Below are 22609 nucleotides of genomic sequence, written 5' to 3'. Positions count from 1 at the left end.
CATCTATTTAAAGAAAGGAGAATCCTTATGCGTGGAATCGGATTGATGTCTGGTACGAGTCTGGATGGTATTGATGCGGCTCTTGTCGAGATAAATGGTAGCGGTTTAACGACTGCTGTTTCCTTGATCGATTTTGTGACAGTCCCTATCGACTCTGGGTTAAAAGAGCAGATCCAGTTGGCTTGTGACCCAATAAAATCGAATGTGCCATTGATTTGTCAACTAAATGTCCAATTGGGGCATGCCTTCTTAGATGCTTGCCGCAGACTTTGTGCACAAGCCAATGTTTCTCTAGATACCATTGATTATGTGGCGAGTCATGGGCAAACGATTTGGCATGCGCCCTCAGATGATCCATTGACCAACAGTACCTTGCAGATTGGCGAACCCTCGATTATTGCTTACGGACTCAAAACGACTGTCGTGGCAGATTTTAGAGTCATGGATATGGCTGCAGGCGGTCAAGGAGCGCCGTTGGTGCCATTTACCGAATACGTATTGTATCAATCCAATACAAAACATCGCCTGTTGCAAAATATTGGCGGGATCGGCAATGTGACTGTTTTACCCAAAGGCGGTACGATCCATGATTTACGGGCATTCGATACTGGTCCGGGCAATATGATCATTGATCAAATGATGCTCGATCTGTTTGATCAGCCCTTTGATCCATTTGGCCAGACTGCTGCAAAGGGAAAGATTATTCCTAAGCTCCAACAAGCATTGAGAAATCATCCATTTTTGACCCTTTCCCCGCCCAAAAGTACTGGTCGAGAAGAATTTGGTCAACAATTCACACGAGCACTATTGGCACAATATGCGGGTGAAACCGCGGAAGATCTGATTGCGACCGTCACTGATTTTACTGCTTTCACCATTGCGGATAGTTACCAAAAATTTGTCTTTCCCACTCTTGGTTCGACAGATATCGAGGTAATCCTATCCGGCGGCGGTGCCCATAACCAGACCTTATGCCACATGATCGGTCATTATTTGCCTGATGGTGTGCCCTTGCTGAACCAGGACGCTATCGGCGGTTCCAATGATGGCAAAGAAGCCGTGGCCTTTGCTATTTTAGGCCACGAAACATTGCAAGGTCATATCAATAACGCACCAGCTGCTACCGGTGCTGCACAGGGTGTGATTTTAGGCAAGATCATTCCCAATCCTTGGACACAACAATCATAGATAAAGAATAATTAGGAGGTAGACTATATGTTAGACAAATTTACCCAGTTTATTGAACAACATTTGGCTGGGCCGATGGAATTTCTTGGCAATCAGCGTCATTTGCGGGCCGTCCGAGATGGGATCGTATCAACATTGCCATTGATTATCGTCAGCTCATTTTTCATGATATTGGCTTTCCCGCCATTGCCGCAAGATTGGGGGATCTATCAATTTCTTTCCAGTAATGCCACAACGATTTTATTGCCTTATCGCATGACGATGTACATTATGAGTTTGTACGCTGCCTTCGGGATAGGGTATAGTTTGTCCCGTTCTTACAAACTTGATGGTTTATCAGGCGGTATTTTAGCCACAACTGCCTTTTTGTTGACATTTACACCAGTGAATATTCCTGCAGAAGCATTAGATGCAGCTGGAACTGTTGGCTTTGTGCTGCCAATGGCGAACTTAGGCAGTGCTGGTATGTTCGTTGCGATCATTACATCGATTTTGGCGGTTGAGATTTATCGTATCACCGATCGTTCAAAGTTCAAAATCACGATGCCCGCGCAAGTGCCGCCAGCTGTGGCGCGTTCTTTTGAAGCATTGACGCCAACGTTGGTGATTATTTTGGGGATGGGTGCGATCACCTATTACATTGGATTTGATTGGCATACGATCGTAGCAAAAGTCGTGGATCCATTGGTGAGCGCAGCTGATAGTCTGCCTAGTGTGCTATTGATCACTTTCTTGACAACCTTTTTCTGGTCCTTTGGTATCCATGGTGCCTCGATCGTTGGTTCTTTGGCAAGACCCCTTTGGTTGCAGCTTTTGGAAGGAAATACGACAGCGATGGCCTCTGGGGATCTCATTCCTAATATTGCGGCTGAACCTTTTTACCAATGGTTTATATGGATCGGCGGTGCTGGTTCCACGATTGGCTTGGCTATTTTGCTGGCTTTCCGCACAAAATCAGAATTTGGGTCTAAGCTTGGGAAAACCGCTTTATTGCCAGCCATTTTCAACATCAATGAACCCTTGATTTTTGGTACGCCGATTGTCTTGAACCCGATTTTGATTCCACCATTCATCATCGCACCTTTAGTGAACGGGGTCATTGCTTGGATAGCAACGTCAATTGGGTTAGTCAATAAAGTAACTGTCAATGCCCCTTGGACACTGCCTGGACCGATTGGCGCCTTCTTAGCTACCGGCGGCGATTGGCGGGCGATCGTCTTGAATGTCTTGCTGATCGTGTTGTCAGTACTGATTTATTATCCGTTTGTGAAAATCTACGACAAAAATGAGCTGGAAAAAGAACAATTGCCTGCAGAAGAAATAGGTTAACCAAATCGACTTTGCGTCAGGCAGCAAAACAGTACGTAAAAAAAGACCATTCCGCGGAATGGTCTTTTTGTGATTAATCTTCTCTTTTGGCTTCATCGATTTCATAGACAAATGTTGGATCGATGGCTTGATCCAATTGATCAAAGGCAAGTTGGATCCGCCGTTCAACTTCGGCTAATCCTTCTTTATCCATCTTCTTGATATCACTGACATCGATTGGTTCGCCGAACCGGACAGTCACACGCTTACGTTTGAATAAATCTTTCAATGTCAACGGTCCTTGATATACAGAAGGCACGATCCGGACTTTGGCCATTTTGGCAATCAAAGACATTCCGCCTTTTAATGCGGTCGCATGTCGCGTACCACTGGGAAACATGATCAAGCTTAGATCGGTATCTTTCAGTATTTTGACTGGCGTTTTGACTGCACTTGGTCCTGGTTTATCTCTTTTGACTGGAAAGGCATTGGCATGGGTCAAGATAAACCGTAATATTGGGTTCTTGAACAATTCTTCTTTGGCCATAAAGCTGAACTTTTTGGGACTGGCTGCTACCGCCAGATACAATGGATCCCACCAGGTGCGGTGTGGTGCAACTAAGATATAATTTTCATCTTGAGGCAATACTTCTTTATTTTGATAGCGGGCGTTGCCATTGATCAGGAACAATACGACCCGAACGACACCACGCATAAATCTAAAAAACATATTCATTGTCCTTTCTTTCTTCCTATTATCAGTATCCTAAAAAAAAGCCCAAATGACAAGTATTTTTTCCTTTATTCTGGAACGGCTCCCGCTTGATGGCTGGCGTCGCAAGAAAGACCTGGCTTCTAGTATCCATTATCTGAATTTGCTATAATAGGAATGAAAGTTGGCTCTGCTGCAGGGTGCATTGCAGGCGGGCCTTTCTTTGGAATCAAGTGTAGAACAGGAGTCTTGTGATGTTACAACCCAACGAACGAATTGATCAACTATATGCGGATGATATTCAAATCATTCAAAGCCGCGATGTGTTTTCTTTTTCTTTAGATGCAGTCTTGCTGGCAAATTTCCCTACCATTCCTAAACGCGGCTTGATCGTTGATTTGTGTGCAGGCAATGGCGCAGTCGGTTTATTTTTGAGCCGCAGAACAAAAGCCCACATCATTCAAATCGAATTACAAGCCCGTTTAGCAGATATGGCACAACGGAGTATTGCCTTAAATCATCTCGAGGATCAAATCACGGTTTATCCGATCGATCTAAAACAAATGTTTACAAAAATCAAACCAGATTCTGTTGATCTGCTGGTATGCAATCCACCTTATTTTAAAAATCTGCCAACCGCTGTCAAGAATCCGAATCCCTATTTAGCGATTGCCAGACACGAGATCACCACGGACCTGGAGGAAGTTGTTATGATGGCAAGCAAAGCCTTAAAAATGAACGGTCGTTTTGCGCTCGTGCATCGCCCTGATCGCTTTTTGGACATTCTTGATTGTATGCGACGCCACCGGATCGCGCCTAAACGGGTCCGATTCGTTTATCCAAAGGCTGGCAAAGAAGCCAATATCTTATTGATCGAAGGGATTAAAGATGGCAAGGCTGATGGCTTCAAAATCGATCCGCCTTTACTCACGTACGATGAGAATGGCCAGTATTTAACAGAAGTGCGGGGCATGCTTTATGGCAGCTGATCATCATTACTTCTATGTTTTGTCCTGTCGTGACCAGACTTTCTATGGCGGTTACACCACCGACTTGATGCGGCGAGAAAAGGAACACAATCAAGGCATCGGTGCCAAATACACTCGACCTGCCAGCCGACGTCCATTACAAATGATCCACGCAGAAGCATTCTCTAGCAGAAGCGAAGCCACTAAAGCCGAAGCAGCCTTCAAAAAATTACGCAGAAAAGACAAGGAACAGTATCTCACCCAACATCAAGCACAAAATGTTTTTCTGCACGTGTCATCCTAGCTAGACCAAAAAGGGGTTGATAAAAATGAAACAAGTTTGTTTAAGTTTTTGGTTGACTGGTCTTTTGCTGCTGAGCACTGGAATCACCACCGTTCAGGCGGTGCAGCAAGAAAACACCATGAATGATCGTACAAAAGACTCCATCTCTTCGTCCTTTGCTGAAATGGAGTCAACGCGTGTTAGCAGTGCTTCGACTGAAACCAGTAGTTCCAGTCAAAGCAGCGAGGGCAGTTCAGAAACACGCACGTCCGCGCCTAGTGAAGAAGCAGCCACAAGCGAGGTTGTTGAGCGCTTAGAACCGTCTACTTCTACAAAAGGCACCGTCCACTCAGACTATGATGGATTGCCGTATGCAACAGTCGTCGTCAAAGAGGGCGTTTTATACGATGCAGCAGAGCATGTGATCGGCACAGATTTATCTGCTTTATACCAACAGACTTACAAAGTTCAGACCACCGGTGAAATCGATGATCAAACCGTCTATGGATTATGGTCCAATCAGGGAACATTCATTGGTTATCTTCCCGAAGGTGCGATTACTTTCTCCGAGCAGCCATTAGGAGCCGCCTTGGCAACAGAGCAATTTGGGCACCTTTCAGCAAATAGCGTTCTCTATCAAGATCTGGCTTTATCTCAACAAGTGGATGTATCGGCATACCAAGAAAAAACGCTGCACGCTGGAACTTGGTATCACCACTTCGATGGCACAAGTTATCTAGCTGTATCCAATCAAAAACAACAGATCATCGGCTATGTACAAGAAAATCAATTTCTACACGCCAAAGGTCCCCAGGGCAATTATCAGCCTGTTGGCCGCTATATCACGATCACCCAAGATGACCTCATCCTCTTCCAAAATTTTAATTGGACTAAAAAAAGTACGACCAAAACATTGCTTGGCAAAACGTATTTGGCCAAAGGCAAATATACGCATTTCAACGGTACGATCTACCTCTCGTTGTATGATAGCAAAAACAACTGGATTGGTTACTTGCCTCAATCAGGGACCAAACAAGTGGACGCACCGCAAGGAAATTACCAAACTTACCAGAAATATGTGACCATTACTAGTAAGAATTATGATCTCTGGCAAAACTTTTCGTGGAAGTCTAAAAATAAATCCAAAAATTTAATCGGTCAGACTTTATACGCCAAAGGGCGATATCAGCATTTTAACGGAAGTACCTATCTGTCCCTTTATGATAATCATGATCGTTGGCTAGGATATTTGAATCAATCTGCCGTTTCTGTTGCCCCCGGCAAACAAGGCAACTATCAATCGTACGGTCAAACGATCACTATCACCAAAAATTATGACCTTTGGCAAAATTTTGCTTGGCAGAAAAAAGAGAGCGGACAACACTACTATAATCAGTTGCTGACAGCCCGCGGCAAATATCAGCACTTCAATGGTAGCACGTATCTTTCTTTGTACACCGCTAAAGGGAAATGGGTCGGCTATATCAATCAAAACGGCGTCAAACATGCTAATTCGCAAAAAGAGAAACTGAAAAAAGTCCAGAACCTGCTAAACGCATCTACGAATGATAAAATGAGTGTTTACGTGATGAGCTTAGTCGATGGAGAAACAGCCAGCCGCAATAGTACAATGAACGTACATCCCGCCTCCACTGGAAAGCTGCCGGCTTTATACTATACACAAAAGATGATCCTAGAGAAAAAATTAGACGCCAACAAAAAATACACCTACACAGATGCGATCAATCGAATGCCCTATTCGTATATGCGGGGCGGTGCAGGTATTTTACAAGGCAAAAAATTCGGCCAGCAGTTTAGTTTGAAGCAAATCCAAACCATGACAGCAAAATATTCCGACAATCAAGGGGCCAATTTCTTAGGCTATTATGGTGCCAATCAATATGATAGCAAAATGAAAAATGAAATCAGCCGAATCATCGGCAGGACTTGGACAGGGCCATTCAAGATCAACGCGAAAGAAAATGCCCTACTGATGCAAGCCATCTATAATCAAGGGGGCCAATTGATCAATGATTTGTCAAATACCGTATATGACAATCAGCGTATCCCTAAGTACCTGCCAGTCAAAGTCGCACATAAAATAGGTGATTTGACTAGCGTCGCCCATGATATCGCGATTGTCTATACAGATCAGCCCTATGTGCTATCTATAATGACCCGCAATACTTCTTACGAAACCATCTCAAAGCTGTCAAAACAAATATATGAGCTCATGAAGTGAATGCGCAAAAAAGCAGAGAAAACGGCCTTGTTTTCTCTGCTTTTTATGATTTATCTGTTGGTAAAGCCCAGGCTGACTGGCTTTTGCCAAATTCTTGCGGTATCACCGAATCAATTGATTCAAAGGTCAGTGCTGCCTGACTTTCCGGAATCTCGATCGTTTCAAGATAATTATTGGTTTCTGTTAAAAACCCGATTTTTTCATACGAAGAATCTGTCAAATGATATTGAATTCCCTTTAATGCTGCGGTGTCCTCTGCAACAAATGTCGGCGCCATCCGTGCATAATAGACTTGCTCTCCAACTTTGAAATAGACAGAATCATGGGCTGATCCCAAATAAGTGATCGACTGCGTGACTGGCTCTGATTGATAGATGCCAAATGAATCGATAGTTTCTTTGACTTGGATTCGTTGATAGACTGCCATAGTATCACGATCATAATATTTATAACCGACAAAGCGCTTTTCACGATCTCGGATACTGGGCGTGACCTGTCCATTCAGTTCTTTGAAGTCATGAAATACATGATCCCCTACCAAAAAGCCAATGCCGCACACCAGGATTAAGCCAATGAAAACAGCAATTGCTTTGGGATGGCGGTTTTCCTGATACAATAAGAAAATCATCAAGCCTAAAATGGCCACTAAGCCAATGACCAGCAACACCGGAACGACCGTATAGTAAAAGTATTCACTTTGCTGCCACAACTCCGCACTGATCATACCATTCATTTTGCGTTTCCTTCTTTCTATCCACTTAATAAATTAATTTTACCATATGTAAACAAAAAACATAACCTCGAATCTCACGCATACATCTCCTGTGTTCATCCATTGACATTCCTGCGCTTTTGATAGATAATAAACAGCGAAAAAGGAAATGAATGTCTTCCTCAGTCTTAACTGAAACCGCAAACTTGCTAATGACTTCTACCACTTATTTGAGTGTGTAGAAGTCATTATTTTTATGTAGAGACCGTGAAGGGCAACCAGAAAACGTGCATGGAGGGTTTGATGTGTCATGGAAAAACAATGGATAAACTATCGAGAATTTTTGCTTTTAAGTTTGATCAGTATATGTATAGGCGTGGTTGTGGGCTTGCTAGACGCCGGATTTGGAGAGGTTTTGCTGCTGTTGACTTCCTTCAGGATGGCTCACTTTTTATATTTGGTTCCTTTTTTGCCTTTTGCAGGATTGTTGTTTGTTTATTTTTTTCAAAAATATGGCCGAAAAAGTACGCAAGGCATGAACCTGGTTTTTCTGGTCGGACAGCAACAAGCGTCGACTATTCCATTAAGAATGATTCCCTTCGTAATGATTGGTACTTGGATCACGCACTTATTTGGCGGCAGTGTCGGACGTGAAGGTGTAGCTGTTCAATTAGGTGCGACGATCGCCAATCGTTTTGGTGCCTGGCTCAAGCTGGAAAAGTACAGCCAAACATGGATCATCATCGGGATGGCTGCCGGCTTTGCTGGTTTATTCGAAACGCCGCTAGCTGCGACCTTTTTTGCCTTAGAAGTTTTGGTGGTGGGCAAACTGTTCCACCATGCCCTCCTGCCGGCATTGCTGGCCGCTTTTACAGCGAGTGGTGTATCGCAGTGGGCAGGCTTAGAAAAGTTCAGCGTGCCTCTTTCAGGTACTTTTGATTTCACCTTTGCTGCCTTTGTCAAATTACTGTTTTTAGGGTTGATTTTTGGCTTAGCTGGTGCGGCCTTTGCTTTCTTGTTGACCCATTTGAAAAAATGGATCCAATCAAAAATGCCCAATGCATTACGCCGCATTTTCTTCGGTAGTGTTCTTTTGGCAGTCTGTTTGGTGCTCTTTTATCAGGGTAGGTATGCTGGACTGGGAACCAATTTGATCGCGGCGGCTTTTGCTGACCAGCAGATCTATAGTTATGATTGGCTGTTGAAAATGATGTTGACCGTTTTTACGATCAGTATTGGTTTTCTAGGTGGAGAAGTGACGCCGCTATTTGCCATTGGTACAACGCTTGGTGTGGTTGTGGCGCCCCTTGTTGGATTGCCTGTAGAACTTGTTGCGGCACTTGGCTATGCCAGTGTCTTTGGCAGTGCCACCAATACTGTACTTGCGCCGATTTTTATTGGCGGTGAAGTATTTGGTTTTCAAGCGGTGCCTTATTTTGCGGTCGTTTGTTCCGTGGCTTATTTCTCTAGCGGCTCGAATAGTATTTACGGATTGCAGAAAAATCAGGATCTTCGGTATCTACGGCCGCTTTGATCGACAACAAAAAAAAAGCGATGGAAAACAGCTACTGTTTTTTCATCGCTTCCTTGATTAATGATTATTTTGCACGTTTGATATACGTACCTTCTGCCGTGTTGATTTCAAGCAATTCGCCTTCTTCAACGAAGTCAGGTACATTGACAACCAAACCTGTTTCCATCGTTGCTGGTTTCCCAGAACCTGTAACAGTTGCGCCTTTGATCGATGGTTGTGTTTCAACAACTTTCAAGATAACAGTTGTTGGTAATTGTACACCGATGACTTCAGTACCGAAGAATTGGATTTTTACTTCCATGTTTTCCAGGATGTATTTCATTTCTTCTTCTACGACTTCAACAGGGATCTCATATTGTTCATATGTTTCTAGATCCATAAAGAAAGCAGTATCATCCATTGTGTACAAATATTGAACAGCATTTGTATCGATATGGGCTTTTTCAAATTTTTCTTCTGGGCGGAATGTGGTGTCGTAGGTTGAACCTGAGCGTACATCTCGCAGTTTCATCCGCATCACTGTATTGCCCTTGCCTGGTTTGTGGTGACTTGCATCTAATACTTTGATTAATTTGCCGTCTTGGACAAATGTCATCCCTGCTTTTAAATCACTTGCATTGATCATAAATTGATTTCTCCTTCACTCTGTGATAATCCTTGTCTATTGTATCAAATAAAAGGGCAGTATTCTAGCTAAATCATTCTTTTGGACGAACAAGTTGGCGGCGTTTCTCCATATAATGCGGATCATACTCATCGGTTTCAATATAAATATACACTTTTTTGTCCGCCATTTGATGGCGTATCTCCGCTTCGATTTCATTGATGATCTCATAACCGATCTCTTCTTGCTTGGCTGATATATCGACTTTGGCAGCAATCAAGATTTCTGCTGGTCCCAAATGAACGGTTTTGACATCGATCAAGCGATCAACATCAGGTCGCTCAAACGCTTTTTTGATGACAGCCAGATCACGTTTGGTCACACTTTCCCCAATCAATAAACTATAAAACTCCCGCGCCAAAAAGATAGCGGCAACCATCAGCAGCAACCCAATCAACAAGCCGCTAAAGGCATCAAAAAAGGCATTACCGGTGACCATAGTCAACAAGGTACCTACCAAAGCAATCATCAATCCCAAGATCGCGCAAAAATCTTCAGTAAAAATGATCAAGATTTCGCTATGACGGCTTTCTTTTAAAAAGCGATAGATGGGTTGCTTCTCAACATTCAATTCACGGATCTCTTTGATCGCAATCCATAGGGAACTGCCTTCAACGGCCATCCCAAACAACAAAATGGCGATAACCAGCCAAGTATTGCCAACTTCATGGGCAGGATGCAGCAATTTTTCCACTGCTTCCATGACACCTAATGCGCCCCCGCCAAAGAAGAGCATCATGGCAACGATTGTACTAAAAAAATATTTGGCTCTGCCTTCACCAAACTGATGCAGCTCGCTTTGTCCTTTCGTTGATCGTTTGTCCCCGATCAACAAAAAAATCTGATTGCTGCAATCCACCACACTATGGATGCTCTCATTCAACATGGCTGCACTGCCGCTCAAGGCATAGCCGACAAATTTACTGATAGCCACCAAAATGTTCGACACTAGGGCAGCGAAGACTGCCATCATTCCATTGGCTTGTTTTTCCATATCTCACGCATCCTCTCACAAATAAAAAACCTTTCTTATTATACTGCTGTGACATGTATTTGAACATCTTTTCTTTGTTTACTGTTGATTTTTTTGATGGATTTTTTGTTCCCGACGACTGATTTTTTTTGTCCAAAAACCGCCGGAAATATATTTGGGCTCATAACTGATGATAAAGGCTCGTTCTTCTACTGACTTGATCGTTTGATATAATTTTTTTTCACTTTTTCTTTGTGATAAAATCTCCAATATCAAACGCGGCCCTTCCAATCCTTCTCCATAACTTTGCGTGACGCCATATCCCTCTTGTCTAAGGATTTTAGGCAAACTTTTTTCTTCATCGGTATTGCTTGGCAGAATCACCGTCACCATGGTGTACCCTAAAGCCAGTTTGTCTTCGATCTTGATGCCGATACTGACACCTGCTGCATAGCCCAATGCATAAAACAACAGATTCAAAGGATTGTCTAAGCGGTCAAGGACCAGCGACAAGCCCAAAATATAAATGATGATCTCGATCATACTCACCAACGGTGCAATCACGCGGTAGCCTTTCATCGTTAGTAAAAAACGTAGTGTATTTAATGTGACATAGGCAAGATTGATAAAGAAAATCATTGCCAACATTTGCAGATCAATTTGCATGGAAATCCCTCCTATAGTAAGCATATCAAATGCACGACAAAAGTTGAAATGATTGAGCAGAAATCGGAGGTTTTTCCATTGAGGGAGCAGTAGAAAAAAAAGACCCATCTCACAAGATGTGAGGCGGATCTATTTTGTGATCAGGGACGAAAATACCCATTTTTTTCGTCATCCATTTTGTCGTCTTCGATCATGCCTTGCAGCGTGCGATCAAGCAAGCCTTTTTTTTCACCGGTTTTCTTGCTCACAGCGCGATATTGGCTGCGGGTCATCCCCACACCCTGTGGACGATTGAACTTCTTAACAGTTGGATCATTGGCTTCTTTGACTTGATACGCTGCCGGTTCTTGGTCAAACAATAAATAACTTTCTTGCGGCTTTGCCATCGAATCCAACAAATCATTTTGAGACACTTCAGGCTTTGGCTCATCCGGGATGATCGAGGCCGGGATATATTTCGGGACGAAATAAGAACGGCCGCTATACTCCTTTTTCGGTGTCGTCATAGGTTCAGCCTTGGCTTCTTTACTGGTCACTTGATAAGAAGAGCGCTTGGTTTGACTGCCAAAAAAATTGGTTTTCCCTGTTGGCTGCTGCTCTTTGACTGGCCGTTTTTCATACCGAGGCAAGTTGGCCCGATGTTGTGCAAGTTCTTCTTTTTGCTGGACATTATGCCCGCGGTTGCGTTGGCTCGAAGGCACTTTGCGCTCGATCATTTCTTTTTCAGGCTTTGGCCGACTTGGTGTATCTTTGATCTCGGTCAATATCCAATCATTTTCTTGACTAAAAGCAGGTTTGTGCTCTGATTCTAATTTAACGCCTTCTGCATCATCATAGGCTGGAAAGCGAAAATGCTTGCGCTTGACATCTAAATAATTCGCCACTCTACTCATCCTCTTACACGTGATTTTTTATCATCATACCACAAATGGTCATGAATTTCATTAACGATCATCGGCACCTGCACAAAGAATCAATTCGTTTCGGTCAAGCTCGCATCATGGGCATCCTTTACATGGGCAAACAATGGTTCGATCTGCCAGATATCATCTGCGTATTGTTGGACTGTTTTATCTGCGGTAAATTTGCCGGCATTCGCGATATTCAACAAGCTGATCTTCTGCCATCTACGGGTATCTCGATAGGCAATATCCATGCGATTTTGGGCATCGCAATACGCCGCAAAATCTCGTAGCACGAAGTATTCATCATTATATTTGAGCAATGAATCAAAAATTTCTTTGCCTTCCCATTCAATATTCGGGATCGTTCCGTCTATAAAGGCATTCATAATCCGCTGCAGTCGATGATCATTCTCGAAATAGCTATAGGCAGAGTAATTTTTTTCTGCATAATACCGGTAGACTTCTTCTTCCGTCAATCCGAATATGGCAATATTTTCATCACCGATCGCATCACGAATCTCAATATTGGCCCCATCAAGCGTGGCAATCGTTACCGCACCGTTCAGCATCAGTTTCATATTGCTGGTACCAGAAGCTTCTTTTGAAGCCAATGAGATTTGCTCGCTGACATCTGCAGCCGGAATGATGCGTTCAGCTAAAGATACGTTGTAATTTTCCAGAAAAACAATCTTGAGCTTATCTTTGATCGCCGGATCATGATTGATCATTGTTGCCGTTTCATTGATGGCTTTAATGATCGATTTGGCATAGTGATAACTAGGTGCTGCTTTTGCACCGAAAATAAAGACTCTTGGATGAAATGGTGCATCGGGATTTTCTTTGACTTCAAAATACAATTTCAAAATATGCATCAAATTGAGCAATTGTCGTTTATAGGCATGCAGACGTTTGATTTGGACATCAAAGATGGCATTGGGATCAACTTGGATGCCGCAATGATCGGCGATATAATCTGCTAAAGCGATTTTGTTGGTTCTTTTTGCATCAGCCAGTGCTTGTAAGACTGATGGATCGTCTTGATAATTTTTTAACAGTTGTAAATCTTCTGGTTGATGATGCCAACTTTCACCAATTGTTTCATCTAAGACTTTGGTCAAGGGACGATTGGCCAACTGCAGCCATCTTCGCTGCGCGATCCCATTGGTTTTGTTATTGAAACGTGCTGGATAAATGATGTAAAAATCATGCAGAACCACTGATTTTAGTAAATCGGAATGCAATTTGGCTACCCCGTTGACACTGTGGCTGCCAATAATTGATAGATTGGCCATATGCACTTGGCCATTACTGATGATGCGGGTTCTATTCAATAAATCACATGGATGGATCTTTTCCAGTCCCTCAATAAACCGGCGATCGATTTCTTCGATGATTTGATACATCCGGGGCAGCACTTCGTTGATCATTTCCACCGGCCATTTCTCAAGAGCTTCTGCCATAATAGTATGATTGGTATAACTCATCACTTTGATCGTGGTTGCCCATGCTTGTTCCCACGCCAATCCTTCCTCATCGATCAGCAAACGCATCAATTCAGGAATACATAAAGCGGGATGCGTGTCGTTGATATGGATCGCGATTTTCTCACTCATTTGTTCCATTGGCAGATGCAGTTTTTTATAGTAGCGCAAGATGCTTTGAATACCAGCAGAAACAAAAAAATATTCTTGCATCAGTCGCGTCCGCCTCCCTGTTTCGTTTGAGTCATCGGGATACAACACAGCCGTCAGATTTTCAAGTGCTTGCCTGGATTCTAGCGTTGCGTACTTGGCCTCTTCTTCTGCAGGAACTTCAACGCTCCATAAACGCAGGGTATTGAGATGTTGGTTTTGATAGCCAACCATCGCTGTGTCATAGGGTACAGCCCGCCAAGTAAATCCACCTTCATAGACTGGTTTCAAGACACCGGCCTCATTTTCTTTCAGATACACATGACCGCCAAAATGGATAGGCACAGCTTTGCTTTCTTTGCGCACTTCCCAAACGTTGCCGGAACGCAACCAATCATCTGGCAACTCGACTTGGTGGCCATCAATAAATTTTTGTTTGAATAAGCCGTATTTATAGCGAATGCCATTGCCATTTCCCGGCAGCCCTAGCGAAGCCAATGAATCCATGAAACAAGAAGCCAGTCTGCCGAGACCTCCGTTGCCTAATGCCATGTCTTTTTCTGTTTCTGCGACTTCATCTAATGACGTACCGATATCCTTCAGTACATCTTCTGCAATCGTCAATAAGTCTAAACTAAGCAAATTGCTTTTCAGCATTTTCCCTGGCAAAAATTCAATGGAAAAATAATAGGTTTGCTTTTGCTGTTCTCCTAACATATGTTTTCTCGTTTGGCGCCAGCCATCTGCATACGCCTGCTTCACTACATGGGCCAAAGCTTGAAAGAGTTCTTGTGCAGAAGCTTCTTCGATTGACGTAGCATACAGTTCATTGATACTCGTTTCCAGCAGTGCCCGCAACTGTTCTTTTGTCATGGGGTTCAACTCCTTATGGTGTTTGGATTTTAAAAAAAGACAGAAGCCTGCCGCTGCCGCCGTCCAGCTTTAGTCAAGCTGCAACAGACGAAGGCGCGCTTCTGTCAATCATGATTTATGCTCGTATTTGATTGTATACATCGATATAGGCATCTGAACTTTGGTCCCAGCTAAAGTCTTTCGCCATCGCTTGTTGGACCAATTGCTGCCAGACTGTCTGGTTTTCTTGATACAGTTGTACGGCTTGCTTCAGCGCCTGCATCAAATTGAATGGGGTAAAATCTTGGAAGCCAAATCCCGTACCAGCAGATGTGATTGGATTATAAGGGATCACTGTATCCTTTAAGCCCCCGATCTCATGGACCACTGGTAAAGTACCATAACGCATCGCCATCATCTGTGAGAGACCGCATGGTTCAAAAGCAGAAGGCATCAAGAAAATATCAGCCGCCGCATACATTTTTTGCGCCAATGCCAAATCAAACGTGATGGCAGCGGCACATTTATCCGGATAACGTTGTGCAAAATGGCGGAAGCCATTTTCAAAATCTGGTTCTCCAGTACCTAATAAGACAAACTGAACATCAAATTGCAATAAGTTGTCCATTTCAGCTAAGACCAAATCAAAGCCTTTTTGCGTCGTTAGGCGGCTCACCACAGAAATCAACGGAACATCCTTGCGTTCCGGCAAACCAAAAGCTTTTTGCAAGTCTTGTTTGTTTTTTTCTTTGCCTGACAAATCAGACTTGCTAAAGGTAAATGGTAGATAGGGATCATTTTCTGGATCATTGGTTTGGTAGTCGATCCCGTTGACAATGCCACTGAGTTTGCCTGTTTCCATTCGTAAGATTACTTCAAGCCCACAACCGAATGCGGGTGTTTTGATTTCTTCGCTGTAGGATGGACTCACAGTTGTAATGCGATCGGCATAGAGGATACCGGCTTTCATAAAATTCAAGCAGTCATTTAAGCGGACTGTCCCATCATCATAGCGCTCAGTGCCCATACCAAATAAATCAGGCAAGATATCACGACTATACCAGCCCTGGAAACCAATATTATGGATCGTCAACACGGTGCGGATATCTTGATAGGCATTGATCCAACTGAATTTTTCTTTCAGCAAGAAGGGAATCATCGCCGTATGATAATCATTGACATGCAAGACATCAGGAATAAAATCGACACGTTCCATCATCTCGATGACAGCCAACTGGAAGAACGCAAAACGTTCGCCATCATCATAAAAATCGTAGATCCGCTCACGACCAAAATAATAGAGATTATCGATAAAATAATAGGTCACTTCGTCAAGCTGCAATTTTTTGATACCGCAGTATTGTTTGCGCCATCCGACAGCAACTTCAAATGAAAAGCAGTCTTCCAGCTGCGCTTGATACTTGTCAGGCATCAATGTATAAAAAGGCAAGACAACAACCGTTTCGACCCCTTTTTTGGCTAGTTCTTTTGGCAATGCGCCGACAACGTCCCCTAACCCGCCGGTTTTGAAGAAGGGCGCACATTCCGCTGCTGCAAATAGTACCTTCATGCGGTCGCGCCTCCAATAATATCTTCGGTGATGTGGGCATTCTTTTTGATCACGATTGGGTCTTCTTTGGTGCCTTCGACTTTGACGCCTTCTGCTATGACCACATTCTTATCGAGTATCGCATAAGAAACTTTGGCTCCCGCTTTGATTTCGTTGTTACCAAAGATGATCGCGCCTTTGACCTGTGCATCTGGATGAATCGTGGTACGACGGGCAATCAACGAATTTTCCACTTTCCCTTCAACGATACAGCCAGAGGCAAAATGGCTATTGGTGACATCAGATGTTTCCGAATAATAAGTTGGCACTTCATTTTTCAATTTAGTATAGATTTTTTGATTCGAATAGAGCAGTGACGTAAACTTATGAACATCCAACATATCCATATTGGTCTGATAGTACGATGGGATATCATAAATATTGCTTAAATAGCCTGTATATTCATATAAACCAGTGTTTTCAATAGCGATCATTTCTCGTAAAAATTGACCTAAGTTCGGTGTAGCGCCCACTTGCTGCCCTTCTTTCAATGCCTCGATCAAACGCGCTGTTTTGATGATAAAAATATCGGTACACAAGTTGACTATTGAATCAACTGTGCCTTTTTTGGCTTGGATGGCTTCTTCAAGATGGCCTTGACTATTGACATTGAACAAGAGGTCACTGTCAGATACATTGCTGCCATTGATTCGTTTATAGACAACTGTCATGTCATTTTTTTGGACTTGATGAATTTTTAATAAAGCTCTTAAGTCGATATTGCATAGGATTTTACTCCCCATAAAGACCGTGTTTTCAGATTTAGATTTCTCTAAATAATCGATCACACTGTAATAATAATTTTCTCCTTGGGCTTGCTGTTTTAAAGAGTCTTGGAACAAGTGGATAAAGAAGCGATTTTGCACGCCGTCTAAATTCCACTCTTTCCCACCGCCAATATGATCGAAAACAGATTGTGTTTCCCCTTCATTGAAAATCATATAGACTTGTTTGATACTGGCGTTTTCAATGCTAGATAGATTGAAGTCGATCAAGCGATATTTGCAATCAAATAGTAAGGTGGATAACGGTCTGTTTTCTGTCAAAGGCATCAATTCTTGGTAGCGATTCAAATTGCCTAAAATAGCACACATTTTATTAGTTTTCATCAATCGTCACTCCTATGACTTCAGAATAGCCGACAACAGCAATTTCTTCACTGCCATCGATTTCAGCGTCGTCTCCGATCACTGCATTTTCGCCCACGATCACGCGGTTGAGTTTTACATTCTTACCAATCACTGCCCCAGGCATCACCACACTGTCTTTGATGGTGGAACCTTCTTTGACTTGCACATTTTCGGATAAAATACTGTGGTCGATCTCTCCAGCCACATAACAACCGTCCATCACCAATGAATCTCTGGCAGCGCCAGTCTCAGTAACAAAATGCGGTGGTGCGATCGGGTTTTTAGAGAAGACTTGCCAGCCTTTATCTCGAATGTCTAATTCCATCGCTGGATCAATAAATTCCATATTGGCTTCCCATAAAGAATCGATCGTACCAACATCTTTCCAGTAGCCAGAAAAACGATACGCAAATACGTTGTCGCCGCTTTCTAGATACGATGGGATCACGTGTTTCCCAAAGTCGACCATTTCACCATCTTTGGTGTAATTGCTCAACAACATGTTGCGCAAACGGCTCCAGTCAAAGATATAGATCCCCATTGAGGCCAAATTGCTTTTTGGTTCTGCTGGTTTTTCATCGAATTCGATGATTCGGTCATTCTTGTCGGTATTCATGATCCCGAAGCGTGAAGCATCTTTCATCGGCACTTCTAAGACGGCAACAGTTAATGAGGCGTCATTTTCTTTGTGCTGCTCTAGCATATCTTCATAATCCATTTTGTAAATGTGATCACCAGACAAAATCAACACATATTGTGGATCCATTTCATCGATATAGGCGATGTTTTGATAAATGGCATGGGCAGTTCCTTCAAACCATTTGCCGCCTTCTGAATTTGAATAGGGTTGTAGAATCGTCACGCCTGTACTGATGCCATCCAATCCCCAACTGGCGCCATTGCCAATATGGCTGTTTAGTGCCAACGGTTGATACTGCGTGACAACCCCAACATTCTTGATACCGGAATTGACACAATTGCTTAACGTGAAATCGATGATGCGGTAACGCCCGCCGAATGGAACTGCGGGTTTCGCTATATTTTTGGTCAATTTACCCAATCTTGTTCCTTGTCCTCCTGCGAGAATCATTGCTAACATTTCTGTTTTCATACATCTGGTGATTTTACTCACCTTTCCCCCCTTTGATCGTTTGCTTATTTGGTGTTGCTTTTTTTCTGGTGATTTTGATTTTTTCTGGTTTGATGATCAACGCCCCGAGTGCCGGCAAGATCGTTTTGATTTGATGGTCGTATTGTTTGAAAGGGATTGCTTCTGACACTTGGTCTGCGTTGTTGGCGATCCATGTGCCGCCGAAGCGTTCATGTTCGGTATTCAAAAGTTCATGGTAGGTTCCTGCATAAGGGACACCGATAGCAAAATCATGCCGTTCTACAGGGGTCAAGTTCAGGACCACGATCAAGAAATCTTTCTTGGTTTTTCCTTGACGCATAAACGTTAACGTTGTTTCATCCAAATTGTCTGCATCGATCACTTCTAAAGAAGTTTCTTGATCATCTAACGCCCATAACGCGCCTTCTTCTTTATACAATTGATTCAAGGTTTGTGTGAAGACTTGCATTTTACCATTAAGATCATCAGATAAGTCCTGCCATTCTAGGCCATGATCAAATTTCCATTCCAAGTATTGTCCCCACTCACTGCCCATGAACAACAATTTTTTACCGGGGTGCATCATCATGTAGGTATATAGATTCCGCAATTGGGCAAACTGTTTGTATCGATCCCCCCACATTTTGTTCATTAGGCTTCTTTTGCCATGGACGACCTCGTCATGAGAAAGGGGCAAAATATAATTTTCTTGCATACGATACATGAAGGAAAAAGAGAGTAAACTCAAATGGTCTTTTCTTAGAATCGGATCCATTTCATAAAACCGCAGCACATCATTCATCCAACCCATATTCCATTTGTAATCGAATCCTAAAGCACCAGATTCGATCAAGCCGGTGATTTGGGTCTCAGAACTGCTTTCTTCTGCGATCATCAGTACTGAGGGGTGCGCCAATTTGATGACTGCATTGAGTTTTTGCATAAAATAATAGCCTTCGAAATTACGGTTGCCGCCTTCATGGTTTGGTTCCCACGGTCCTTCATCCATATCGCGATAAATCATATTGGATACAGCATCGACCCGAATCCCATCAATGTGATAAAACTCGATCCAAAACAGAGCACTTGAGATCAAAAAACTTTGGACTTCTGGTTTGCCCAGATCAAAATTAATGGCACCCCAGCGAATATTTTTTGCTCTCTGAGGGTCCTGATATTCAAATGTGGGTGTGCCGTCATAATAAGCCAGACTATCATCATTGACACAAAAATGTCCTGGAACCCAGTCGACGAACACACCGATATTCTCCAAATGACATGCTTCGACAAAATCCTGAAAGGCTTCTGGTGTACCGAAATAAGAACTAAGGGCGAAATAGCCAGTTAATTGATAGCCCCATGAAGCGCCTAAGGGATGCTCCATTAAGGGCATAAATTGAATGTGAGTATACCCCATCTCTTTGACATAGGGGATCAATTCATCTTTCAATTCGGAGAAATGATAAGGTGTGCCATCCTCATGATGTTTCCATGAACTAGCATGGACTTCATAGATGTTTAGCGGTCGCTGAAAGCTTTTTTGTCGTTTTTTGCGTCCTTGCCATAGTCCATCACGCCATTTTTTTGCGGGTACAGTATGCAGTACCGCAGCTGTACCAGGTCTTTCTTCAAAATGGATCGCGAGCGGATCAATCTTAAAAACGATTCGGCCATCTGCTTGCTTGACTTTGAATTTATACAATTGCCCTTCATTCGCCAAAGATGTGTCGATTTCCCATACCCCTGAATCCGCGCGTTTTTGCAGCGCCAGAGAGTCATCCCACTGGTTGAAATCACCTACAAGCCACACTTGCTGTGCATTTGGCGCCCAAACTCTAAAGACATAGCCAGTTGTTGTTTGATGGACACCTAAGAAATGTTGGAGATAAAAGTTTTCACCGCTTAGGAATGTTTTTTCTGCTTCGATTGTTTGCTGTTTGGTTACCAATTTTTCACCAGTCCTCCCTTATATATGTAAAGATGATTTTATGCGTACTTTTTGTTTTGCTTATTTAACCATGCTTAATCTATTCTTAGCATAGCATAAAAGCGATTTTCCGTAATGCGATAACTAGTAGATCTCGCAAAAAAATCTTGTCCATTAAAAAAACAGCTTGAACATCGCGTTCAACCTGTTTCAGCTCTGCTTATAAACTTCTGCAATGTGAAGAGGACGGCTACGAGCAACTGAAACATGGATAGGATGACAATCACTATCCCATAATCAAACGAAAAACAATCAATGATCTTACCAAACAGTACCAGTGTGCTGCATGCTGTGAATGCAGACATCATCTGCCACATACGAAAGCGGTAAAAGCTGATGACCATTGTATAAAAACTGATGATCCCTAGGAGAAATACTTGACTGAAGCGATCAAAGACAGTGTCAGAAAAATAGATGTTGCCGATCATGACTTGTTGTGCATCAAATGTTTCTGGTACTTGATATAATGCAAAAAGTGCGCCAATGATACAGGTCAAGCCAATCATCAGATGACTGCCGGCGACCGTTACCCGCAGATTTGTATTCACCCCATTCACACCCTTTAGAAAGAGAAGTCCCCACTTCCCTGATTTCTTTTCCTTGATTTCGCTATGCTTGATGCTTTACGCTTGCCAAAGTTCCTTGACTTGGCCATCGGTATATACTTTATACATCATTTTGGTTGCTTGATGTTGGTGGTAGCTGCCAATCAAGTAATACTGTCCATCACAATCAAAATCAAGTTCACCAATGACTTTGTACGACACATGAGCAAGATCGCCAAATTTGTGGGCTAGAAAACGAATCGCCTGTGCTGGATTCAGTAAATAGTTTTTGTTGACTAACCAATCAATCACAATTGGCAATACTGTATCTGCGTTGATTGCCTCTTTTTCTTTTAATGCCAAAATCAGATCTCCATCTGAAAAACGTGTTTCGTCAATCCCCGCTTCTTTGATCGTGTGACGTGCCGCTTCAATTTCTGCCATCGAAATGAAAGTAATCATCTCTGCTTTTTCGTTGTTTTTTTCAATGACTGTATGATTTACCTCTTTTAAACCTTCCATTTGAATTACCCCTTTCAAAATTTCTAACCTTATCATAACACCTAAAAAAAGAATATCCAAATGAAACGATTGTTATATTTTAATCTTTTTTAATCTTATTTTCATTTTTGATTCAACAAAAAAAGCTGACAGGTTCAACCTAAATCAGCTTTCAAAAAAATATAATGTTATTTCACAAAATTAAATTTACTCTTTTTCTCATTTTTAATTGAAAAAAATGATATCTTGTGAAACAGATCCACCTAATCCTGAAGCGAGTTGGATTCGTTGGGCAAAGAGGGTTTGGAGAGTGGGTTCGATCCATTGTGCGCCAGCGGATTCCGTTTTGTTCTGCGGCACAAGAAAGGTTGGTGGACCATCGTCAGATACGATGTCAGCAAGTTGTAGTGAACGGAGAAAAATAGTTGGCCGCACTTTCTTTCCCTTTTGTATCCGCTCAAAAATCACACTGATTTGATCTAAATAATAAGCACCATCGACGTCCCCCAGCAATGTCATCAGCTCTTGGTGTGCTGGGATCTGCAACTGACGCTGATTGGCAGCCAAAAAAGCAGGTACGGTTTTCGGCCACTGTGTCTGCGCAATCGTCCACCATTGAAACATAGGGTGTGATAATGCAATAATACGTGCTTGTGGTATCTCCCCTTCGCATGCATAAAAGTATCTCATGTCTTCTTGCAACCGATACACTTGCTGCAACCATTCGCTATTCAAGCCATCCTTCGCCACTGGTCCTTCTGCCTTCTCTTGCAGCGTTGCTTCAGCAAATTGCTGGTCTTGCTTCGCAAAGATGGGGAAATTGAGCTGGTACCGTTTATTTTCTCGCCGCACAATATCTTTGCTGATCAAGCGATCCAACATTTTGACAAAAGTGTTCTCTGTAAAGGTTTCTTTTAGCTTCCGCAAAGTTGGGGGAACATCTTGTGCCATGAGAAATTGGCAAAGCGCAGAGAATTCAGCAGATTCATAGTCGTTATAGCTATCTTGATAGTGTTTACTGTAGAAAAATTTCACATTCTTTTCCCCTTTGAGGTATGATAAAAAACTGACAATTCCCAACAATAGAG

At 42.7% G+C, this 22609-nt stretch carries 20 protein-coding genes and 1 riboswitch; of the genes, 6 read left to right on the top strand and 14 right to left on the bottom strand.

Annotated features, from left to right (window positions below; all coding sequences use genetic code 11):
- Positions 1-27: 27 nt before the first annotated feature.
- Both anmK and AEQ18_RS12155 read left to right on the top strand, forming a co-directional pair.
- On the top strand, positions 28-1188 hold the full coding sequence (anmK, locus tag AEQ18_RS12160; protein WP_054116602.1) for an anhydro-N-acetylmuramic acid kinase AnmK: 1161 nt from the start codon (positions 28-30) through the stop codon (positions 1186-1188).
- Between the two features lie 27 nt (positions 1189-1215).
- On the top strand, positions 1216-2517 hold the full coding sequence (locus tag AEQ18_RS12155; RefSeq protein WP_054116601.1) for a PTS sugar transporter subunit IIC: 1302 nt from the start codon (positions 1216-1218) through the stop codon (positions 2515-2517).
- A 73-nt stretch (positions 2518-2590) separates the two neighbouring features.
- Here the strand turns inward: AEQ18_RS12155 and AEQ18_RS12150 are convergent, their stop codons facing one another.
- On the bottom strand, positions 2591-3226 hold the full coding sequence (locus tag AEQ18_RS12150; RefSeq protein WP_054116840.1) for a lysophospholipid acyltransferase family protein: 636 nt from the start codon (positions 3224-3226) through the stop codon (positions 2591-2593).
- Between the two features lie 236 nt (positions 3227-3462).
- Here AEQ18_RS12150 and AEQ18_RS12145 point away from each other — a divergent pair, with 236 nt between their 5' ends.
- From AEQ18_RS12145 to AEQ18_RS12135, 3 genes are read left to right on the top strand one after another with little or no spacing between them, the layout of a single operon-like run.
- Positions 3463-4197, top strand: coding sequence for a tRNA1(Val) (adenine(37)-N6)-methyltransferase (locus tag AEQ18_RS12145; protein WP_054116600.1), 735 nt, complete (start codon positions 3463-3465; stop codon positions 4195-4197).
- Positions 4187-4480 (top strand): GIY-YIG nuclease family protein, encoded by a 294-nt coding sequence (locus AEQ18_RS12140; protein WP_054116599.1) that lies wholly within the window; start codon positions 4187-4189, stop codon positions 4478-4480. The genes AEQ18_RS12145 and AEQ18_RS12140 overlap by 11 nt, the downstream gene beginning before the upstream one ends.
- A gap of 25 nt (positions 4481-4505) precedes the next feature.
- The gene (locus AEQ18_RS12135) at positions 4506-6701 is read left to right on the top strand and encodes a serine hydrolase (RefSeq protein WP_054116598.1); all 2196 of its coding nucleotides are present in this window, start codon (positions 4506-4508) and stop codon (positions 6699-6701) included.
- Between the two features lie 43 nt (positions 6702-6744).
- On the opposite strand, the gene AEQ18_RS12130 is transcribed toward AEQ18_RS12135, so the two are convergent.
- Positions 6745-7434, bottom strand: a complete 690-nt coding sequence (locus AEQ18_RS12130; protein ID WP_054116597.1) for a hypothetical protein — start codon at positions 7432-7434, stop codon at positions 6745-6747.
- A gap of 135 nt (positions 7435-7569) precedes the next feature.
- Positions 7570-7642, top strand: a riboswitch (Fluoride riboswitch).
- Between the two features lie 81 nt (positions 7643-7723).
- Here AEQ18_RS12130 and AEQ18_RS12125 point away from each other — a divergent pair.
- A complete protein-coding gene (locus AEQ18_RS12125; protein WP_054116596.1) occupies positions 7724-8947 on the top strand; it encodes a chloride channel protein in 1224 nt (407 codons plus the stop codon).
- Between the two features lie 64 nt (positions 8948-9011).
- Here AEQ18_RS12125 and efp read toward each other — a convergent pair whose 3' ends face one another.
- The 12 genes from efp to AEQ18_RS12065 form a co-directional block, all read right to left on the bottom strand.
- Positions 9012-9572, bottom strand: a complete 561-nt coding sequence (gene efp, locus AEQ18_RS12120; protein WP_054116595.1) for an elongation factor P — start codon at positions 9570-9572, stop codon at positions 9012-9014.
- 73 nt (positions 9573-9645) lie between these two features.
- Positions 9646-10605 carry a cation diffusion facilitator family transporter gene (locus AEQ18_RS12115; RefSeq protein WP_054116594.1) on the bottom strand — a complete coding sequence of 320 codons (960 nt, stop codon included), beginning with the start codon at positions 10603-10605 and terminating at the stop codon, positions 9646-9648.
- 78 nt (positions 10606-10683) lie between these two features.
- Positions 10684-11250, bottom strand: coding sequence for a DUF2179 domain-containing protein (locus tag AEQ18_RS12110; RefSeq protein WP_054116593.1), 567 nt, complete (start codon positions 11248-11250; stop codon positions 10684-10686).
- 140 nt (positions 11251-11390) lie between these two features.
- Positions 11391-12143, bottom strand: coding sequence for a hypothetical protein (locus tag AEQ18_RS12105; RefSeq protein WP_054116592.1), 753 nt, complete (start codon positions 12141-12143; stop codon positions 11391-11393).
- 80 nt (positions 12144-12223) lie between these two features.
- Positions 12224-14659: a glycogen/starch/alpha-glucan phosphorylase gene (locus AEQ18_RS12100; RefSeq protein WP_054116591.1), complete on the bottom strand. Its 2436-nt coding sequence runs from the start codon at positions 14657-14659 to the stop codon at positions 12224-12226.
- 115 nt (positions 14660-14774) lie between these two features.
- A complete protein-coding gene (gene glgA / locus AEQ18_RS12095; protein WP_054116590.1) occupies positions 14775-16208 on the bottom strand; it encodes a glycogen synthase GlgA in 1434 nt (477 codons plus the stop codon).
- On the bottom strand, positions 16205-17356 hold the full coding sequence (glgD, locus tag AEQ18_RS12090) for a glucose-1-phosphate adenylyltransferase subunit GlgD (protein ID WP_054116589.1): 1152 nt from the start codon (positions 17354-17356) through the stop codon (positions 16205-16207). Before glgD ends, glgA begins: the two co-directional genes overlap by 4 nt.
- On the bottom strand, positions 17346-18488 hold the full coding sequence (locus AEQ18_RS12085) for a glucose-1-phosphate adenylyltransferase (protein ID WP_054116839.1): 1143 nt from the start codon (positions 18486-18488) through the stop codon (positions 17346-17348). The genes glgD and AEQ18_RS12085 overlap by 11 nt, the downstream gene beginning before the upstream one ends.
- Positions 18489-18501: 13 nt before the next feature.
- On the bottom strand, positions 18502-20436 hold the full coding sequence (gene glgB / locus AEQ18_RS12080; RefSeq protein WP_054116588.1) for a 1,4-alpha-glucan branching protein GlgB: 1935 nt from the start codon (positions 20434-20436) through the stop codon (positions 18502-18504).
- A gap of 179 nt (positions 20437-20615) precedes the next feature.
- The gene (locus AEQ18_RS12075; RefSeq protein WP_152911920.1) at positions 20616-21023 is read right to left on the bottom strand and encodes a hypothetical protein; all 408 of its coding nucleotides are present in this window, start codon (positions 21021-21023) and stop codon (positions 20616-20618) included.
- 75 nt (positions 21024-21098) lie between these two features.
- On the bottom strand, positions 21099-21542 hold the full coding sequence (locus AEQ18_RS12070) for a hypothetical protein (protein WP_054116587.1): 444 nt from the start codon (positions 21540-21542) through the stop codon (positions 21099-21101).
- 204 nt (positions 21543-21746) lie between these two features.
- Positions 21747-22556, bottom strand: coding sequence for a DUF1803 domain-containing protein (locus tag AEQ18_RS12065; RefSeq protein WP_054116586.1), 810 nt, complete (start codon positions 22554-22556; stop codon positions 21747-21749).
- Between the last annotated feature and the right edge of the window lie 53 nt (positions 22557-22609).

Origin of the sequence: Enterococcus sp. RIT-PI-f, from assembly GCF_001297065.1 — a bacterium.
In the GTDB taxonomy this organism is placed as follows: Bacteria; Bacillota; Bacilli; order Lactobacillales; family Enterococcaceae; genus Enterococcus_D.
Note: the sequence above shows the minus strand (reverse complement) of the source record. Positions and strands in the feature narration are given on the sequence as shown.

Excerpts from the sequence above, each read along its gene's own strand:
- anmK (WP_054116602.1), top strand. The coding sequence starts at position 28 with ATGCGTGGAATCGGATTGATGTCTGGTACGAGTCTGGATGGTATTGAT.
- AEQ18_RS12155 (WP_054116601.1), top strand. The coding sequence starts at position 1,216 with ATGTTAGACAAATTTACCCAGTTTATTGAACAACATTTGGCTGGGCCG.
- AEQ18_RS12150 (WP_054116840.1), bottom strand. The coding sequence starts at position 3,226 with ATGTTTTTTAGATTTATGCGTGGTGTCGTTCGGGTCGTATTGTTCCTG.
- AEQ18_RS12145 (WP_054116600.1), top strand. The coding sequence starts at position 3,463 with ATGTTACAACCCAACGAACGAATTGATCAACTATATGCGGATGATATT.
- AEQ18_RS12140 (WP_054116599.1), top strand. The coding sequence starts at position 4,187 with ATGGCAGCTGATCATCATTACTTCTATGTTTTGTCCTGTCGTGACCAG.
- AEQ18_RS12135 (WP_054116598.1), top strand. The coding sequence starts at position 4,506 with ATGAAACAAGTTTGTTTAAGTTTTTGGTTGACTGGTCTTTTGCTGCTG.
- AEQ18_RS12130 (WP_054116597.1), bottom strand. The coding sequence starts at position 7,434 with ATGAATGGTATGATCAGTGCGGAGTTGTGGCAGCAAAGTGAATACTTT.
- AEQ18_RS12125 (WP_054116596.1), top strand. The coding sequence starts at position 7,724 with ATGGAAAAACAATGGATAAACTATCGAGAATTTTTGCTTTTAAGTTTG.
- efp (WP_054116595.1), bottom strand. The coding sequence starts at position 9,572 with ATGATCAATGCAAGTGATTTAAAAGCAGGGATGACATTTGTCCAAGAC.
- AEQ18_RS12115 (WP_054116594.1), bottom strand. The coding sequence starts at position 10,605 with ATGGAAAAACAAGCCAATGGAATGATGGCAGTCTTCGCTGCCCTAGTG.
- AEQ18_RS12110 (WP_054116593.1), bottom strand. The coding sequence starts at position 11,250 with ATGCAAATTGATCTGCAAATGTTGGCAATGATTTTCTTTATCAATCTT.
- AEQ18_RS12105 (WP_054116592.1), bottom strand. The coding sequence starts at position 12,143 with ATGAGTAGAGTGGCGAATTATTTAGATGTCAAGCGCAAGCATTTTCGC.
- AEQ18_RS12100 (WP_054116591.1), bottom strand. The coding sequence starts at position 14,659 with ATGACAAAAGAACAGTTGCGGGCACTGCTGGAAACGAGTATCAATGAA.
- glgA (WP_054116590.1), bottom strand. The coding sequence starts at position 16,208 with ATGAAGGTACTATTTGCAGCAGCGGAATGTGCGCCCTTCTTCAAAACC.
- glgD (WP_054116589.1), bottom strand. The coding sequence starts at position 17,356 with ATGAAAACTAATAAAATGTGTGCTATTTTAGGCAATTTGAATCGCTAC.
- AEQ18_RS12085 (WP_054116839.1), bottom strand. The coding sequence starts at position 18,488 with ATGAAAACAGAAATGTTAGCAATGATTCTCGCAGGAGGACAAGGAACA.
- AEQ18_RS12070 (WP_054116587.1), bottom strand. The coding sequence starts at position 21,542 with ATGGAAGGTTTAAAAGAGGTAAATCATACAGTCATTGAAAAAAACAAC.